Source organism: Amycolatopsis sp. NPDC004378 (assembly GCF_053602455.1).
In genome coordinates this window covers 1-16,522 of sequence record NZ_JBSGDR010000028.1, presented here as the reverse complement: position 1 = coordinate 16,522, position 16,522 = coordinate 1, and the positions used below count along the sequence as shown (strand labels likewise).

The 16,522-nt window shown below is 73.3% G+C and carries 14 protein-coding genes; 6 read left to right on the top strand and 8 right to left on the bottom strand.

The features are described from left to right. Positions 1–27 precede the first annotated feature (27 nt). The 5 genes from ACWEN0_RS43720 to ACWEN0_RS43700 are packed head-to-tail and all read right to left on the bottom strand — an operon-like array spanning position 28 to position 7,133. Positions 28–1,197, bottom strand: coding sequence for a VWA domain-containing protein (locus tag ACWEN0_RS43720; protein ID WP_451986928.1), 1,170 nt, complete (start codon positions 1,195–1,197; stop codon positions 28–30). Beyond that, positions 1,194–3,377 carry a DUF5682 family protein gene (locus ACWEN0_RS43715; RefSeq protein ID WP_451986926.1) on the bottom strand — a complete coding sequence of 728 codons (2,184 nt, stop codon included), beginning with the start codon at positions 3,375–3,377 and terminating at the stop codon, positions 1,194–1,196. The genes ACWEN0_RS43720 and ACWEN0_RS43715 overlap by 4 nt, the downstream gene beginning before the upstream one ends. Continuing rightward, positions 3,374–4,459 carry an ATP-binding protein gene (locus ACWEN0_RS43710; RefSeq protein ID WP_451986924.1) on the bottom strand — a complete coding sequence of 362 codons (1,086 nt, stop codon included), beginning with the start codon at positions 4,457–4,459 and terminating at the stop codon, positions 3,374–3,376. The genes ACWEN0_RS43715 and ACWEN0_RS43710 overlap by 4 nt, the downstream gene beginning before the upstream one ends. Then, positions 4,456–5,841: a DUF5691 domain-containing protein gene (locus ACWEN0_RS43705; RefSeq protein WP_451986922.1), complete on the bottom strand. Its 1,386-nt coding sequence runs from the start codon at positions 5,839–5,841 to the stop codon at positions 4,456–4,458. The genes ACWEN0_RS43710 and ACWEN0_RS43705 overlap by 4 nt, the downstream gene beginning before the upstream one ends. Beyond that, on the bottom strand, positions 5,838–7,133 hold the full coding sequence (locus tag ACWEN0_RS43700) for an SWIM zinc finger family protein (RefSeq protein ID WP_451986920.1): 1,296 nt from the start codon (positions 7,131–7,133) through the stop codon (positions 5,838–5,840). The genes ACWEN0_RS43705 and ACWEN0_RS43700 overlap by 4 nt, the downstream gene beginning before the upstream one ends. 159 nt (positions 7,134–7,292) lie before the next feature. On the opposite strand from ACWEN0_RS43700, the gene ACWEN0_RS43695 reads away from it, so the two are divergent. Together ACWEN0_RS43695 and ACWEN0_RS43690 are read left to right on the top strand one after the other, a co-directional pair. After that, on the top strand, positions 7,293–7,799 hold the full coding sequence (locus tag ACWEN0_RS43695; protein WP_451986918.1) for a PadR family transcriptional regulator: 507 nt from the start codon (positions 7,293–7,295) through the stop codon (positions 7,797–7,799). Next, on the top strand, positions 7,799–8,398 hold the full coding sequence (locus ACWEN0_RS43690; RefSeq protein WP_451986916.1) for a GyrI-like domain-containing protein: 600 nt from the start codon (positions 7,799–7,801) through the stop codon (positions 8,396–8,398). The genes ACWEN0_RS43695 and ACWEN0_RS43690 overlap by 1 nt, the downstream gene beginning before the upstream one ends. On the opposite strand, the gene ACWEN0_RS43685 is transcribed toward ACWEN0_RS43690, so the two are convergent. From ACWEN0_RS43685 to ACWEN0_RS43675, 3 genes are all read right to left on the bottom strand, one after another. Further along, the gene (locus ACWEN0_RS43685; RefSeq protein WP_451986914.1) at positions 8,383–8,646 is read right to left on the bottom strand and encodes a hypothetical protein; all 264 of its coding nucleotides are present in this window, start codon (positions 8,644–8,646) and stop codon (positions 8,383–8,385) included. The two genes, ACWEN0_RS43690 and ACWEN0_RS43685, sit on opposite strands and share 16 nt — an antisense overlap. Further along, positions 8,646–10,712: an AMP-binding protein gene (locus tag ACWEN0_RS43680; protein ID WP_451986912.1), complete on the bottom strand. Its 2,067-nt coding sequence runs from the start codon at positions 10,710–10,712 to the stop codon at positions 8,646–8,648. The genes ACWEN0_RS43685 and ACWEN0_RS43680 overlap by 1 nt, the downstream gene beginning before the upstream one ends. A 255-nt stretch (positions 10,713–10,967) precedes the next feature. Next, positions 10,968–11,915 carry a helix-turn-helix transcriptional regulator gene (locus ACWEN0_RS43675; protein ID WP_451986910.1) on the bottom strand — a complete coding sequence of 316 codons (948 nt, stop codon included), beginning with the start codon at positions 11,913–11,915 and terminating at the stop codon, positions 10,968–10,970. Between the two features lie 86 nt (positions 11,916–12,001). Between ACWEN0_RS43675 and ACWEN0_RS43670 the strand changes: the two genes are divergently transcribed. From ACWEN0_RS43670 to ACWEN0_RS43655, 4 genes are all read left to right on the top strand, one after another. Next, positions 12,002–12,388: a VOC family protein gene (locus ACWEN0_RS43670; RefSeq protein WP_451986908.1), complete on the top strand. Its 387-nt coding sequence runs from the start codon at positions 12,002–12,004 to the stop codon at positions 12,386–12,388. 73 nt (positions 12,389–12,461) lie between these two features. After that, positions 12,462–13,211: a 3-hydroxybutyrate dehydrogenase gene (locus ACWEN0_RS43665; protein WP_451986906.1), complete on the top strand. Its 750-nt coding sequence runs from the start codon at positions 12,462–12,464 to the stop codon at positions 13,209–13,211. A 32-nt stretch (positions 13,212–13,243) separates the two neighbouring features. After that, on the top strand, positions 13,244–14,572 hold the full coding sequence (locus ACWEN0_RS43660; RefSeq protein WP_451986904.1) for an MFS transporter: 1,329 nt from the start codon (positions 13,244–13,246) through the stop codon (positions 14,570–14,572). A 1-nt stretch (position 14,573) separates the two neighbouring features. Then, complete coding sequence (locus tag ACWEN0_RS43655) at positions 14,574–16,448, top strand: helix-turn-helix domain-containing protein (protein ID WP_451986903.1); 1,875 nt, start codon at positions 14,574–14,576, stop codon at positions 16,446–16,448. Positions 16,449–16,522: the final 74 nt, after the last annotated feature.

The window sequence follows — 16,522 nt, the reverse complement described above, 5'->3', positions numbered from 1 at the left end:
ATCGGCGACCAGGTTTCATTCCGCAACTCAGCTGGTCTCGCGGGCGACCCAGGACTGCAGGTCGTCGCCGCGGACGGCGGCCGCCATCAGCTCCGGGAACTGGTCCGGAGTGCACGCGAACGCCGGGACACCCAGCTCCGCCAGCGCCGCCGCGTTCTCGTGGTCGTACGACGGCGCACCCGAGTCGGACAGGGCCAGCAGTGTCACCACCTGGACGCCCGCGCTCACCAGCTCGCCGATCCGGTGCAGCAGCTCGTCCTCGTCGCCGCCCTCGTAGAGGTCGCTGATCAGCACCAGCAGCGTCTGCTCGGGCCGGCCGACCAGGCTCTGGCAGTACGCGATCGCCCGGTTGATGTCGGTGCCGCCGCCCAGCTGGGTGCCGAACAGGACGTCGACCGGGTCGGCGAGGTGCTCGGTGAGGTCCGCTACTTCGGTGTCGAACGCGACGAACGACGTCTTCAGCGCCCGCATCGACGCCAGCACCGCGCCGAACAGCCCGGAGTACACCACCGACTCCGCCATCGAGCCCGACTGGTCGACCGCCAGGATCACGTCCCGCTGCACGGCCTGCTGACGCCGGCCGAACCCGATCATCTTCTCCGGCACGATCGTGCGCAGCTCGGGGGAGTAGTGCTTGAGGTTCGCGCGGATGGTGCGCGCCCAGTCGACGTCGCCGGGCCGCGGCCGGTGCGTCCGGGACGCCTTGTCGAGCGCGCCCTTGATCGCCGCCCGGGTGCGCTCGGCGAGCCGCTCCTCCAGCTCCGTGACGACCTTCCGGACGACCTCGCGCGCGGTCTCCTTGGTCTCCTCGGGCAGCACGCCGTTCAGCGAGAGCAGCGTGCCGACCAGGTGGACGTCCGGCTCGACCGCCGAGAGCAGCTCCTTCTCCAGCAGCATCCGGGTCAGCCCCAGCCGGTCGACGGCGTCCCGCTGCATCACCTGCACGACGGTGCTGGGGAAGTAGCGGCGGATGTCGCCCAGCCAGCGCGCGACCCGCGGCGCCGACGCGCCCAGGTTCGCGCTGCGCGGCCCGCCCGTCTCCTCGTCGTCGGGCTTGTCGTAGAGCGCGGCCAGCACCGCGTCGACCCCACTGTCCTCTTCGGACAGTTCGGCTTCGGCCAGCCCCGAGCCGGGGCCCGCGCCTTCGCCACCCAGCACCAGCCGCCAGCGCCGCACGCGATCGGCGTCCACGCTCATGCCCCCACCCCCAGCAGCGTCGCCAGGACGGGCAGCACGCGCTCCGCCCGGTCCTCGTCCAGTTCGGCGGCCACCGTGACGACCGGCGCGGTGCCGGTGAGCCCGGCCGCGCGGTGCCCGATGGCCCGTTTCTCGGGCCCGCTGAACGCGCCGAACGTGCGGCGCAGCAACGGAAGCACCTCGGTGAAGACGTCGTCGTGGATCCCCGCGAGCCAGGCGTCGATCACCCGCAGCAGGCCCTCGTCGTGCACCAGCAGCAGCGCGCCGCCGTCGAAGAAGCCTTCGACGTACGCCGCGCCCGCCGACGGCGCGATACCGGGCGTGAGGGCCCGGCCCAGCCGCAGTTCGATGTCGAGCGCGTCCAGGAGCCCGGCGTCGTGCAGGATCCGGGTGAGCCGGCCCGCGAGCAGCGGGGGCAGGGACGGCCGTTCCGCCAGCCGAGCCAACGCCGTCAGCCAGCGGTGCTTCGCGTCTTCACCCAGCAGGGATGTCGCGTCGTGCACCCCGTCGACGAGCTTGGCCATCCGGGCCGCGGCGTCGTCGTCGATCCCGTGCGTCGCCGGCGGCAGGCCGGCGCAGATCCGGTCGAGCATGCGGTCGGCGACCGCGCCCAGCGCGCCGGTGTCGGTGCCGCGCACGTTGCCGTAGCGGGTCGCCCGGGCAAGCGCGGGCAGGGCCCCCATCAGCCGTGCGACGTCGGCGTCCGCCGCCGCCCGCGCGTCGAGCGCCGCGAGGGCTTCGGGCAGGGCTTCCGGCAGGTCGGCGAGCAGGCAGTTCTCGACGGCCGTGGTGACCTCGTCGAGCGGGGGCGTGCCCTCGACCGTGGCGCGGACGACGGCGGTGGCCGCCGAGGGCACGGTGGTGCCGTGCACGGCCGCCGCGACCAGGTCGACCTCGAACGACGGCTCCCAGGCGAGCGCCCAGGTTTCCCGGAACGTGCCCTTGTTCCGCCGCGCCGACACCTCGCGGGTGCCCCAGTCGATCTCGAGGATCCGCAACCGGTGCAGCAGCTTCGAGCGGTCGAGCCCGCCGGGCGTGCGCAGGTCGAGGTCGAGCTCCTTGGCGATCGGGTCCTTCTTGAGCCGCAGGCGCCGCGCCGTCGCCGTCAGGTCCGCGGCCAGCGGGGGCTGCGGCACCCGGTCGGGCACTTCGCCGAGCCGTTCGCCGACGACCAGCCGCCGCGTGACGAGGTCGACCTGCACCTCGTCCCCGCCGCACAGCACGGACCGGGTGGCTTCGGTGACCTCGGCGAGCCCGGCCGACGACCGCCCGCGCAGCGCGGCGAGGGTTTCCGCCAGCCGGACCGCCTCGATGACGTGCGCGGTCGAGACGGGCAGGTCCTCCTGCCGCAGCACCGCGGCCACGCCGGACAGCCAGCGCGTGGTGACGTCCTCGGCCGTGGTGAACAGGTGGTGGTACCAGCCCGGCGACCGCACGCCCGCGCCGTAGCCGCTGGCCGTGGCGAGGCGCCCGTGCGTCCACGGCACCCAGGTGCAGGCGACCTTCCGCTTCGGGAGTCCTTTGAGGACAGCCTGGTCGTGCGACGCCGGCGGCAGCGGGTCGCTCAGCGCGGGCACGTGCCAGGCCCCGCAGACGACGGCGATGTTCTCGAAGCCGTCCTTGCGGGTGCGGCGCAGCACCGAGCGCATGTACGCCTCGCGCCGGGCTTCGTTGCCCCGCGGCGGTTTTTCGTCCTCCCGCAACGCGGTCATCGCCTCGGCGATCACCTCGAACGGGTTCTCGGCGCCGCGCCGGGACTCGACGACGTCGTCCCACCAGCGTTCCGGGTCGTCGTAGCCGCCGGCGGAGGCCAGCGCCGCCAGCGGATCGCCCGGCGGCCCGCCGTGCTCGTCCGGCCCCGCGGCGAACGTGTTCGCCGCGGGGAGGTCGCAGAACCGCACCGGGATCCCGGCCTCGCGCGCGTAGGCGAGCGCCTGCCACTCGGGGCTGAACACGGCGAACGGCCAGAACGCGGCCCGCGAGACGTCGTCGGTCGCGTACGCCAGCAGGGCGACCGGCGGCGCCATCGCCGGGTCTTCGGTCAGCTCGACGAGCGCGTCGGCCTCGGGCGGGCCCTCGATCAGCACCACGTCGGGCTCCAGTTCGGCGAGCCGCGTCGCCACGGCCCGGGCGGATCCCGGGCCGTGGTGGCGGATGCCGAGCAGGTGGGTCGAGGTCACGAGATCTCCTGGCCCGCCCGGTAGAAGTCGGCCCAGCCTTCGCGCTCGCGCACGACCGTCTCCAGGTACTCGATCCAGATCGCGCGGTCGGCCACCGGGTCCTTGACCACCGCGCCGTGGATGCCGGCCGCGACGTCGTGCGGGCGCAGCACGCCGTCGCCGAAGTGCGCGGCCAGCGCGAGCCCGCCGGTGAGCACGCTGATCGCCTCGGCCGTGGACAGCGTGCCGGACGGGGACTTCACCGCCGTGCGGCCGTCTTCGGTGCGGCCCGAGCGCAGCTCACGGAACACCGTGACCACCCGGCGGATCTCGGCGAGCTCGGCGGCCTCCGCGGGCAGCTCCAGCGACGTGCCCAGCTCGGCGACCCGCCGGCTGACGATCTCGATCTCCGCCTCGGCGGTGTCCGGCAGCGGCAGCACCACGGTGTTGAACCGCCGCCGCAGCGCGCTCGACAGCTCGTTGACGCCCTTGTCGCGGTTGTTCGCCGTCGCGATCAGGTTGAAGCCCGGCCGCGCCTGCACCTCGGTGCCCAGCTCCGGGATCGGCAGGGTCTTCTCGGACAGGATGGTGATCAGCGAGTCCTGGACGTCGGCCGGGATGCGGGTGAGCTCCTCGAGCCGGGCGAGCTTGCCGTCCCGCATCGCGCGCAGCACCGGGCTTTCGACCAGCGCGGCCGGGCTCGGGCCCTCGGCGATCAGCCGGGCGTAGTTCCAGCCGTAGCGGATGGACTCCTCGGACGTGCCCGCGGTGCCCTGCACCAGCAGCGTCGAGTCCCCGCTGATCGCCGCCGACAGGTGTTCGGACACCCACGTCTTCGCCGTGCCGGGCACGCCGAGCAGGAGCAGGGCGCGGTCGGTGGCCAGCGTCGCGACGGCGACCTCGATCAGCCGCCGCGGGCCGACGTACTTCGGCGTGATCACCGTGCCGTCCGGCAGGGTGCCGCCGAGCAGGTACTCGACGACGGCCCACGGCGACAGGTTCCAGTGCGGCGGCTTGGCCCGGTCGTCGGCGGCGGCCAGCGCGGCCAACTCGGCCGCGTGGTCCTGTTCGGCGTGCGGCCGGAGGACGGTGGGGGCGGTCATGCGAGCTCCTCGTACATTTCGCGGCGGAAGTTCAGCGTTTCGGTGAGCGCCCGGCGCCACGGACCGGCGTCCATGGTCAGCCGGGTGGTGGCCAGCGGGTGCCGCAGGCAGGCCGCGGGGACCGCGCGGGCGATCACGACGGCGGCGTGCGAGACCAGGCGGTGGTCGTCCTGGCGGGCGATCCAGTCGAGCAGGGCGGTGCCGAGCTCCTTCGTCCACGGCCGGGGCAGCTCGTGCACCAGCCGCGCGAACGACTCGGTGGGCAGCCGGCTCACCAGGTGCCCGACCGTGGCGGCCTGCCCGGCCGGGCTCAGCACGCCGAGCAGGGGTGGCGTGGTGCGCCCGCCGGGATCGGCGCCGATGAGCGCCTGCGCCCAGGTTTCGTCGCGCTGGCGCAGGGCCGCGGTGGCCCAGGAGTCGCGCAGCACGCCGGCCGGGCAGCCCTCGACGGCCATCCGGACCACTTCGGCTGGCGGGCCGAACTCGGTCCAGAAGGCCAGCGGAGCGGCCGCGACGAGCGCGCGCAGCCGGACGGTGCCCTCACCGCGTTCCCCCGGGGGCACCGAGATTTCGAGGACCCGCCCGCGCCGGCGGACCAGCGGCCGCAGCCGTCCGGCCATCGTTTCGCCGTAGCGCGTGCCCGGCAGCCGGCCGAGCAGGTCGGCGGCCCGTTCGCGGACGGCGGCCGCGCGGTCGGACAGCGCGGCTTCGAGGAAGGCCTCGTCTTCGGCGCGGACGTGCCCGGCGAGCACGCCGAGGAAGTCCGCCCGGACGTCGGCGGGCTCGCTCTTCCACGACGAGGTGAGCGCTTCGCGGGCGGCTTCCGGATCTTCGGCCAGCTCGGCGGCGAGCCAGCGGCGGCGCTGGGCGAGGCTGCCGTACTGCCAGACGTCCCCGGACTCTTCCGGTGGCGCGGAAAGGAAGGCCCAGTCCGGGTTCCGCTGGCCGAGCCACGCCCCGACCGGGCCCGCGACCGTGACGAGCGGGCCGCGCAGGGCGGCCTTGCTGCGGGCGGCTTCGGCGAGCAGCGGCAGGGTTTCCGGCGGGACGCGGTAGTCCGTGCCCGCGACGATGCCGAGCCACTCCAGCAGCAGGTCCGGGTGGCTCGCGGCCAGCAGCCGGGCCAGCCGTTCCCGCGCGAGCGGCGGGACGAAGGGCCGCTCGTCGGCCGCGGCCACGGGCAGCGGCCGGACGTCGCGCAGCGGCTGCCGCCCGGCCCGGCGGTAGGTGGTGAGCACGGCCGCCGCGGCGAGCAGCTGCTCGGCGGGTTCGCGGCGGTCCGTGATGAGCTCCCGGACCGCAGCCGGCTGCGTGTCCGGGTCCACGGCCCGGCGGCGGGTGCCGAGCAGGGCGGTGCCGACGAGGTCTTCCCAGGCTTTCACAGGCGCACCGCCCGGTCCTCGTGCCAGCACGTCAGCGGCCGCAGCCCCGCGGGGCTCCACTCGCCGGCCACCGTCAGCGGCCGGCCCGCGGACATCGCCAGCAGCGACCACGGGAACGCGTACGGCACCAGCGGCAGCGCGGTTCCGTCCTTTTCGGACAGACACCAGCCGTCGGCGTGCTCCGCGGGCGTGACCCCGGAAAGCAGGACGGGCCAGCGTTCCAGCCACGGGTCCGCGGCCATCGCCCGCGCGTACGCCGCCAGCGCGTCTTCGATCGAGCCGCCGTCGGCGGCCGGGGCCGCGGCCGGGATGCCGCGCTCGGCCACGAGCGCGCGCAGCGGTGCGGCGCCCGGGTAGAACGCCAGCTCCGCGGTCAGCGAATGCCCGGCCGGCAACGACGAATCCAGCGGACGGCCCGGCGGCGCGAACGACAGCACCAGCGCGTCCCGGCCCGTCCGGCGGCCGCGCAGCCACGTGCGCCGCGTGAGCAGCCGGTCGTTCTCCTCGTCGGCCGCGCCCGTGATCAGCCAGTCGTCCGACACGCGCTCGCCGCTTTCCAGCACCCGAGCCGTCTCGACCGAGAAGCCCAGCCGCGTGCGGACGGTTTCGGCCAGCGACGGCGGCAGGTCGTCCAGCCGGGTCGCCGCGTCCGCCAGCAGGTACAGCAGCGACAGCTCGCCGAGCAGGGCCTCCGGCCAGTCGCGGCGGCCGACGATCCCGGCCGCCCGCCGCAGCCCGCCGGCCAGGCCGGACGCCTGGGCGTCGACCATCCGCGCGGCGACCGTGCGCAGCTCCTCGCCGCCACTGCGCTCGAACCCGGCGAAGCCCGCGCCGATCCGGTCGGTCAGCCAGATCTTCAGCTCCAGGACGCCACCTTCCACGCGCGCGGCCCGTTCGCCGGCACGCCGCGCGGCGGCTTCTTCGTCCTTCGGGCCCGCCGCCTCGGCGCGTTTCTCCGCCCGGCGGGCGCGATCGGCGCGTTCGGCGAGCCAGGCGTGCACCCATTCGGGCGGCTCGGCCGGGTCGACCTGCCTCGCGGCCCACAGCATCAGCAGCCCGAGCGCGTGCTTGCACGGGAACTTCCGGCTGGGGCAGGAACACCGGAACGCGGGCTCGGCGAGCTCGACGCACGTTTGGTACGGCTTCTTGCCGCTGCCCTGGCAGAAGCCCCACACGGCGTCTTCGGACGCCCCCGCGCCGGACCACCTCGCCGGTGCGGCGAGCGCCCGGCCCGCCTTCTCCGAAGCGGGATCCGGCGCGAGCCCGGCCACGCGTTCCGCGGTCCACGGCACCGCCGTCACCACCTGTCCCCCCACTGGTTTCCGTTGCCTTCCGGTCGGTTTCCCCAGGCTAGTGGCCCGGAGTGGCTTACCCGGAGAAGCATGCCAGCACCCACCGACAATTTTCGGCGCCGTGGACAGCCTGCCGTATTCCAGTACTAGAATACCGACGTGCTGACCGACGCGGAACTCACGGTGCTCGGCCTGCTCGCCGAGCAGCCGAGGCACGGCTACGAGCTGGACGAAGTCGTGTCCGAGCGGGGCATGCGCGACTGGACCGCGCTCGGGTTCAGCTCGATCTACTACGTGCTGGGCAAACTCCGCGACCGCGGTCTGGTCGCGGAAGTCGCGGGGGAGCGCGCGCACGCGAAGGCCAAGAAGATCTTCACGGCGACGGAAGCGGGCCGTCAGGCGTGCGCGGAAGCCGCGGAGGCGGCGATCGCCGAACTGCGCCCGCTGCACCCGCCCGTGCTGGTCGGGCTGGCGAACAGCCCGGCCATCGCACCGGACCGGCTCGCGTCCGCGCTGGCCCGGCGCGCGGAAGCCGTCCAGGAGCGGCTGGCCGAGGTCCGGCGCGCGGCCGAGGCCGACGTGCCGCCGTTCGTCCGGGCGATCTTCGACTACTCGATCCTGCAGCTCGATGCGGAGGCCCGGTGGCTGGCCGGAAGGACGTTCTGATGCCCTACGACGTCAAGAAAGACCTGAAACAGCTCTACGCGCCGAAGAACCTCGATTGGGCGCTGGTCGACGTTCCCGAACAGCAGTTCCTGGCCCTCGACGGCCGCGGCAACCCCAACACCGCCGGGGCCTACAAGAAAGCCGTCGAAGCCCTGTACGCCTTCGCCTACACGATCAAGATGACGGCGAAGCGGACCGGCGAAGACTTCGTCGTCGGCCCGCTGGAAGGCCTGTGGTGGGCCGAGGACTACACGGCGTTCACCGTGCGCGCCAAGGATTTCTGGCAGTGGACGATGCTGATCTCACAACCCGCGTGGATCGGCGAAGACGCCGTCGAAGAAGCGCGCGAATCGGTGCGGCGCAAGAAGAAGATCGACGCGCCGGTCCGGCTCGAGAAGCTGCGCGAAGGCCGGTGCGCACAGGCGCTCCACGTCGGCTCCTACGACGACGAAGGTCCCCTGCTGGCCCGGCTGCACCACGAGTTCCTCGAGCAGCAGGGACTGAAGCCGACCGGCCTGCACCACGAGGTCTACCTCGGCGATCCGCGGAAGACCGACCCGGCGAGGCTCAAGACCGTGCTGCGTCAGCCCGTCGGCTGATCCAGCTCGGCCAGGCCGCTCTCCCACCGACGGCGGCGTTGCGCGGACGTCTGCTCCCACCACGGCTCGCCGCGTTCGCCCAACGCCACCTTCGCCGTCTGGACGCGCCCTCGATCCTGGACGCGCCGGGCCGCCATCAGGTGTTTCTGCAGGCGGTCGCGGACGTCGTCCGGGATCTCGGGGTCGGTCGCGCGCCAGCGGCGGCCGTCGATCACGACGTAGCGGCCGTCCGGGGTGTGCTCGGGCATCAGTAGTCCGAGGTCACCGGCCACGTGTCGTCGTGCAGCAGGCGCTTGAGGATCTTGCCCGTCGCGTTGCGGGGCAGGTCGGGCACGAAGTACACGTCGCGCGGCACGGCGAACCGGGCCAGCCGCTGGTGGATGTAGGCCCGGATGTCCTCCGCGTGCAGTGAGGCGCCGCGCCGCGGGACGACGTACGCCGCGAGGCGCTGGCCCCACTCCGCGTCCGCCACGCCGACCACCGCCGCGTCGTGCACGCCGGGCAGCGCCACCAGCGCTTCTTCGACCGGGCGCGGGAACACGTTCTCGCCGCCGGAAACGATCATCTCGTCCGCGCGGCCGGTGACGAACAGGCGGCCCGCCGCGTCGAGGTAGCCGACGTCGCCGGTGGCCATCAGGTCCGCCGCGCGCGCCGGGTCGGTGCCGTTCGTGTAGCCCTCGAACAGCATGTCGTTGCCGACGAAGATCTGGCCCTCGCCGCCCGGCGGGACCGGCTTGCGGTCCTCGTCGAGGATCGCGACGCGCGTGCCGAGCGGGCAGCGGCCCGCCGTGGTCGGCGCCGCCCGCAGGTCGGCCGGGTCGGCGATGCTCGCCCAGGACACCTCGGTCGAGCCGTAGAAGTTGTAGAGGACGTCGCCGAAGGTGTCCATGAACTGGGTGACGAACGCGCCGGACATCGCCGAGCCGCTGCTCGCGACGATCCGCAGCGACGAGAGGTCGTAGCGCGCGCGGACCCGCTCGGGCAGGTCCATGATGCGCTGCAGCATGATCGGCACGGCGAACAGCGCGCCGCACTTCTGCTCGGCGATCGTCCGCAGCGTCTCTTCGGCGTCGAACTTGCGGATCATGGCCAGCGACGCGCGCAGCGCCATGCCGATCTGCATCGCGGCGAGGCCCCAGCTGTGGAACAGCGGCGCCGCCACCAGGATCCGGTCGCCGGCGCGCAGCGGGATGCGGTCGAGGATCGCCGCGGCGGAGCCCAGGCCCTTCGGCGTCGGGCGGCGCGCGCCCTTCGGCGTCCCGGTGGTGCCGGAGGTGAGCACGATCAGCCGGCCCGGCCGGTCGACCGGCTTGGGCGGGTCGGCGGGGGCGGCGTGGATCAGCTCGTCGACGGTCGGGTAGCCGGTCTCGGCGTCCGGCCAGGTGCTGATCCGGGCGAACTCGCCCGGGACGTTGGCGATGGTCTGCGCGAACTCGTCGTCGGCCAGCACGGCGGTCGGCTTGTGCTCGGCGATCACGTCCCTGACCGACGCCGCGGACAGACCGGTGTTCAGCAGCACGACGTCGGCGCCGAGCTTGCTGGCGGCGACGAACGACTCGACCATCGCGCCGTGGTTGCGGCACATCAGGGCGATCCGGTCGCGCTCGGTGACGCCGAGTTCGCTCAGGCCGTTGGCGAGGCGGTCACTGCGGTCCTGGACCTGCCGGAAGGTGCGGAGGCTGCGCTCGTCGTGGAGGGCGGGCTCGTCGGGGACGCGGGCCGCGGCGGCCTGGTAGCCGCCCGCGATGGTGGCGCCCCACTGCGCGAGGGAGTTGAGCTGGCGCGCCAGCTTGTCCGGCCGGCCCGCGCTGAGCACGCCCGCGCGCAGCAGGACGCTCGTGGTGCGCAGCTTGGTGGCCTTGTTGCCGTCGCGGTCGGCGTCGGGGTCGGGCTGCCCGGACAGGTAGAGGTCGAGCCGGCGGCCGAGCGCGCGGACGTCCTTCTTCACCGAAGACACCAGGTCCTGGTACGCCGGCGACAGCATCATCCGGACGAACAGCTCCGTCCGGCCGCCCGCCAGGGGTCTCAGCTCCAGCGAGACCCAGGTGCCCTCGTCGGGGACGCCGCACCACACGACGTGCTCGCCCGGCCGGTACACGACGGCCTGGACCTGCGCCTCCAGCATCGGTCCGCGTTCGGGGACGATCCGGATCGTGCCCCGGGGACCGCGGCCGCGCGCCGCGTGCTCGTGGACCTCGCACCCGCTGATCTCCGGCACGAACCGCGAGTACCACTCCGGCGATCCGACGATCTGCCACACCACGTCCGGCGTGTGTCCGACCACGGCACTCGCCTCGACCACATCGTCACGCATTACGTCTGCCCTCACCGGAGTGTCACCGAACACACGTTCAGGTCACGGAGGCGTCACAGTAGCAGCAAACGGGTGATCACGGATACTCCGAACGGCCAGATACCGGTGGGTAACGGACACTCGTAGTAGGTCTTCCTAATGTCCACTGTGGAGTGATTAACGCCGTTCACCGAGCATAACGGGCACAGCGTGCACACGCAGTGCGCCGCCGATGTCGTGAACCGTCCCTTTACCTCGTCCTGACACCCGAACACGTCATTCCGGACCTGATGGGGTATACCGGGCAACCAGCTCCGCCCCCAGGCGTGCCAGCTCGGCTTTCACCGATTCCGGGCCTTCGACGTCGACGAGCGCGCCCCAGCCCGCCAGCTCCTGGGCGATCATCACCGGCGCCGCCGCGGCCACCCGCGCCCGGACGCGGTCGCCGGGCAGGTCCGCGACCAGCTCGCAGTGCCGGCCGAACCGGTCGCGCAGCACGCCGAAGTGGCGGCGGTCGAGCACGACGTCCGCGGTCAGCGGCGAACGCCGCTTCTCGACCTCCTCGACGACCTCTTCCCACACCTTCGCCAGCTCGAGTTCGGACGGGCGGTCCGCGGTCTCCCCGGTCGGCGTGGCCGCGACGATCCGGTCGACCCGGAACGTCCGCCTGCCCTTCGCGGTTCCCGCCACGAGGTACCAGACGTCGTCCTTGTCGACCAGGCCCCACGGGTCGACGAGCCGCTCGGACCGCTCGCGCCCGGCGTAGGCGAGCCGGACGCGGCGGCGCGCGATGACGGCGTCCCGCAGCAGCCCGACCATCGGCGGCCGGTCCTTGGCGCGCTCGCCCCAGCCCGCGTGGTCGACGACCACCGCGTCGGCGGCCGCCTCGGCGTCCGCGCGGAACGTGCCGGGCAGGGCCCCCATCAGCTTCCGCAGCGCCGACTTGACCTCGGGCGTGGCCGCCGCCGGTCCGGCCAGGAGGAACAGCGCCTGCGCCTCCCGCGCGGTGAGCCCGGACAGGTCGGTCCGCGCGCCGCCGACGAGCTGCCAGCCGCCGCCGCGGCCGGGCTGGGGGTAGACGGGCACCCCGGCCGTCGAGAGCGCTTCGAGGTCGCGGCGGGCGGTCGCGACCGAGACCTCCAGCTCGGCGGCGACCTCGGCGGCGGTGACGCGGCCGCGCGTCTGCATCAGCAGCAGGGTGGCCACGAGACGGTCGGCGCGCATGGCAGAAGTGTCGCAAACAAAGTGCGCACTCGATGAGCACTTTGCCTCCGCATGATGGCTCCACACCGCTTGAGAGGAGCAGGAACATGCTGCGAGGAATGGCCACCGTCTCCTACTTCGCCGACGACCACGAAGCCGCGAAGGTCTGGTACACGGAGTTCCTGGGGGTCGAGCCCTACTTCGAACGCCCGGGGTACGCCGAGTTCCGGATCGGCGACTACCAGCACGAACTGGGGCTCGTCGACGGGAAGTACGGTCCCGCCGAGCGCGGTGGCGCGCTCGTCTACTGGCACGTCGACGACCTGGCGGCGACCGTCGCGCGGCTGCTCGCGCTGGGCGCGAAGGAGTACGAGCCGGTCACCGAGCGCGGACCCGGGTTCGTGACGGCGTCGGTGGTCGACCCGTTCGGCAACCTCCTGGGTGTCATGACCAACGTGCACTATCTGTCGGTGCTGGCGGACTGTCGGCCGTAACCACAGGATCTTGTGCGGTTGTGGCGGCCGCGCACATGGTCCGCGACCCGGGTCACGCTTACCGTTCCCGTCCATGACCAGCGATCTGGACGGGCGCACCGCCCTCGTCACCGGCGGGGCCGGCGGCATCGGCCTGGCCTGCGTCCGGGCCCTCGCCGCGGCCGGGGCCAAGGTGCACGTCGTCGACGTCGACGCCCGCAACGCCGAAGCCGCCGCCACCGAGGTCGGCGGCTGGGCGCACGCGGCCGACCTGACCGACCCCGCCGCGATCGACGGCCTCCCCGCCGAGGTCGACATCCTGGTCAACAACGCCGGGATCCAGCACGTCGCGCCGATCCAGGACTTCCCGCCCGCGGAGTTCGCCCGGATCCAGGCGCTGATGGTCACCGCTCCCTTCCTCCTGATCCGCCGCACGCTCCCGGCGATGTACGCCCGGGGCTTCGGCCGGATCGTCAACATGTCGAGCGTGCACGGGCTGCGCGCGTCGCCGTTCAAGGCCGCGTACGTCGCCGCGAAGCACGGACTGGAGGGCCTCTCGAAGGTCGCCGCCCTCGAAGGTGCCGAGCACGGCGTGACGAGCAACTGCGTGAACCCCGGCTACGTCCGGACACCGCTGGTCGACGGGCAGATCGACGCCCAGGCCGCCGAGCACGACATCCCGCGCGACGCCGTCGTCGCCGAGGTGCTGCTCAAGCGCGCGGCGATCAAGAAGCTCATCGAACCCGGGGACGTCGCTTCCCTGGTGACGTGGCTGTGCTCGCCGCACGCCGGCCACGTCACCGGGGCCTCCATCCCGCTCGACGGCGGCTGGTCCGCCGCGTGAACCCGCCCAACCACAAGGAAGTGGAGCCCGCAGTGAGCCAACCCCACCGGTCGGCGATCGCCAAGATCGTCGGCGCGAGCCTGATCGGCACCACCATCGAGTGGTACGACTTCTTCCTCTACACCTCGGCCGCCGCGCTGGTGTTCAACAAGCTGTTCTTCCCGACGGCGGACCCGCTGACCGGCACGCTACTGGCGTTCCTGACCTACGCGGTCGGGTTCCTGGCCCGCCCGGTCGGCGGCCTGGTGTTCGGCCACTACGGCGACCGGCTCGGGCGCAAGAAGCTGCTCATCGTCAGCCTGGTGCTGATGGGCGGCTCGACGTGCCTGATGGGCGTCCTGCCGACGTACGCGGCCGCGGGTGTCGCTGCTCCGCTGCTGCTCACCTTCCTCCGGCTCATCCAGGGCTTCGCGCTCGGCGGCGAGTGGGGTGGTGCCGTCCTGATCGTCTCGGAGCACGGCGACGACCGCCGTCGCGGCTTCTGGGCGAGCTGGCCGCAGTGCGGTGCCCCCGGCGGCAACCTGCTGGCCACCGCGGTGCTGGCGATCCTGTCCGCGACGCAGTCCGACGCGACGTTCCTCTCCTGGGGCTGGCGCGTGCCGTTCCTGCTGTCGGGGGTGTTGCTCCTGATCGGGCTGTGGATCCGGCTGGCCGTGGCCGAGTCGCCGGTGTTCCTCGCCGCCCAGGAGCAGGCCGAGAAGCGCGCCGAAAAGCACGTCCCGGTCGTCGAGGTGTTCCGCCGCAACTCGCGGCAGGTGCTGATCACGATCGGCGCGCGGATGGCCGAAAACGTCTCGTACTACGTGCTGACCGCGTTCATCCTCGTGTACGTCACGACCGGGCTGCACCTGCCGAAGGGCGTCGGCCTGAGCGCGGTGCTCATCGGCTCGGCCGTGCACTTCGTGACGATCCCGCTGTGGGGTGCGCTTTCCGACCGCGTCGGCCGCCGCCCGGTGTACCTGTTCGGCGCGATCGGGATGGCGTTGTGGGGCTTCGCGTTCTTCGCGCTGATGGACACGAAGTCGTCGGCGGTGATCGTGCTGGCCACGACCGTCGGGCTGCTGCTGCACGGCGCGATGTACGGCCCGCAGGCCGCGTTCTTCGCCGAGCAGTTCCCGACCCGGGTGCGCTACACCGGGCTTTCGGTCGGCGGGCAGCTGTCGTCGATCGCCGCCGGGGCCGTCGCGCCGCTGATCGCCGTGGCGCTGTTCTCGGCGTGGCACAGCACCGTGCCGGTGTCGCTGTACGTCGCGGCGATGTGCGTCCTCACGGTGATCGCCCTGCTCGCGGCCCGCGAGACGCGCGGCGAATCGTTGCACGATGACGACGTTCGGGCGGAGACGGCGGCCGTTTCGCCCTAGCATGACCGCCGTGACCGCACCCAGCGACGCGTTGCGCCGGCTGCTCGACCTGCTCGCCTCCGGGGCGAGCACCGAGCAGCTGGCGCACGTCGTCGTGGCGGCCCGCGCCGAGGGCGCGCTCGGCGCGGCGGACCTGGCCGAGCTGGCCAGCGCGGGTGAGCTGGCGCTGCGGATCCGCGAGACGCTCGCCGAGCACCGGCGGCGCGAGGCCCAGCTCGGCGCGTTGTTCGACACCGCGAGCGAGCTGGCCGCACTGTCCGATCCGGACACCGTGCTGCGCTCGATCGTCCGGCGGGCACGGGCGTTGCTCAACGTCGACGTCTCCTACCTGTCGCTGAACCGTGAAGCCGAGAACAAGACCTACGTCCGGGTCAGCGACGGGTCGGTCTCGGCGGAGTTCCAGCAGATCGTGCTCGGCATGGGGGAGGGCCTCGGCGGGCTGGTCGCCCTGACCGCGCGGCCGTACGCCACGTCGGACTACTTCAACGACGACCGGTTCAAGCACACCCGGCACATCGACTCCGGCGTCAAGGACGAGGGCCTGACCGCGATCCTCGGCGTCCCGCTGGCGATCGGGCCGAAGGTGCTCGGCGTGCTCTTCGCGTCCGACCGCTCGACGCGGGAGTTCTCCGCGGACGAGGTGGCGCTGCTGTCGTCGCTCGCCGACCACGCCGCGATCGCGCTCGACAGCGCGAACCTGCTCGACCAGACGCGCCGCGCCGTCGCGGAGCTCAACGAGGCCAACGCGACGATCCGCGCGCACAACGAAGCGATGGAACGCGCCCAGGACGCGCACGACCGGCTCACCGACCTCGTGCTGCGCGGCGGCGACCTGCCGGACGTCGCGGCCGCGGTCGCCGGGGTGCTGCACGGCGACCTCACGGTGTACGACGCCGACGGCGCGCTGCTGGCGAGCTCGTCGGCGCCGGTCGCGCTCGACCGCGACGCGCTCGCCGCGGCCCGCGCCGCCGGACGTGCGGTGTCCACAAGGGACACTTGGGTGTGCGCGGTGCAGGCCGGTCCCGAACTGCTCGGCAGCCTGGTGCTGGCCGGCCGCGACGGGCTGACCGACCCCGACCGGCGGCTGTTCGAACGCGCGGGCGTGGTGACGGCGCTGCTGCTGATGCTGCGGCGTTCGGTGGTGCGGGCCGAAGACGAGGTCCGCGGCGAGCTGCTGACCGACCTGCTCACCGCGCCCGACCGCAACCCCCGGGCGCTGCTGGCACGCGGCCGCCGGCTGGGGATCGACCTTTCGGCGCCGCACGCGGTGCTCGTCGCGCACGCGGACGGCGGTTCGCGGCGGCGCCTGGCGAGCGCGGCCGCCCGGCACGCCACACTGGTCGGCGTGCACGCGGAGGAGGTCGTGCTGCTCGGCGCGGGCGACCCGGACGAGCTGGCGCGCCGCGTGGCGGCCGACCTCGGCGCGGCGACCGGCCGCCCGGTCACCGTCGGTGCCGCCGGGCCGGCGAGCGGGCCGTCGGCGATCGCGGAGGCCCACGCGGAAGCGGCGCGCTGCGTGCGGGCGCTGCTCGCGCTGGGCCGGACCGGCGAAGGCGCGGCGATGGCGGGGCTCGGTTTTCTCGGGCAGGTGCTGGGCGACCACGCCGACCTCGACGGGTTCGTCCGCCGGACGCTCGGGCCCGTCCTGGACTACGACGCGCGCCGCGGCACCGAACTGGTCGCGACGCTGCGGGCGTACTTCGCGAGCGGTTCGCAACTCGCGCGCACGAAGGACGTGCTGCACGTCCACGTCAACACGGTGGTCCAGCGGCTGGAGCGGGTGGCGTCGCTGCTGGGGGAGGACTGGCAGGCGCCGGAGCGTGCCCTGGAGATCCAGCTGGCGCTGCGGGTGCACCGCCTAGGAGCTGTCCTGTAAGTCATCGGAGCCAGAGCACGATTGCGGCGATGGTGAGCTCAGCCTGGTAATAGGCGGCGCGTTTGGCATAGCGG